Source organism: Corallococcus sp. CA053C (assembly GCF_003611675.1).
In the GTDB taxonomy this organism is placed as follows: domain Bacteria; phylum Myxococcota; class Myxococcia; order Myxococcales; family Myxococcaceae; genus Corallococcus.
This window is the reverse complement of record NZ_RAWA01000827.1, coordinates 1-737: the sequence shown is the minus strand read 5'-3', so window position 1 is coordinate 737 and position 737 is coordinate 1. Positions and strand designations below refer to the sequence as shown.

1 protein-coding gene is annotated in these 737 nt (G+C 68.1%); it reads left to right on the top strand.

Features of this window, described 5'->3' with window-relative positions:
• Positions 1-238 precede the first annotated feature (238 nt).
• Positions 239-625: a BlaI/MecI/CopY family transcriptional regulator gene (locus D7V97_RS43430; protein WP_120616306.1), complete on the top strand. Its 387-nt coding sequence runs from the start codon at positions 239-241 to the stop codon at positions 623-625.
• Positions 626-737: the final 112 nt, after the last annotated feature.

The window sequence follows — 737 nt, the reverse complement described above, 5'->3', positions numbered from 1 at the left end:
GACAGCTTCGCCCCCACGGCCGCTCCCTGTCCCACGCAACGGTAAACACCGCTCCCCCCAGGGAGAGCCTGTCCTCAGGGCTGGCCTGCATGTGCGCTCCCACGTGGGACGGAGCCCTTCACGGCAGGGAACGAACGTCCGAAGGCCCGGCGGCCTCCATCAACTACGAAGAGCTTCGTTGACACCTACGAAATCGTTCGTATATCTAGTGCGTAGGGCTGGAGGAGTGAGGGACACCATGAGCCGAGACAAGTTGCCGCGCCCCACGGATGCGGAGCTGGGCATCCTGCGGGTGTTGTGGGAGCGGGGCGCCAGCACGGTGCGCGAGGTGCACGAGACGCTCCAGGACGGGAGCGGCTACACCACGGTGCTGAAGACGATGCAGATCATGACGGAGAAGGGGCTGGTGATGCGCGACGAGTCGCAGCGCGCGCACGTCTACACCTCCCGCGTGCCGCGAGAGAACACGCAGCGGCAGCTGGTCACCGACCTGGTGGACCGCGTCTTCGGCGGGTCCCCGGCGCGGCTGGCCCTGCAGGCCCTGTCCACGAAGAAGACGTCCCCCGAGGAGCTGGCGGAGCTGCGCCAGATGCTGGAGTCGTTGGAGAAGGAGGCGGAGTCATGAACGGTCTCATCCTGGAGTCGGTGGGTTGGGCGCTCCTGCACCTGGTGTGGCAGGGCGTGCTCGTCGCGGCGGCACTGGCCCTCGCGCTGCGGTGGGTGGGCGGGCGCTCGGC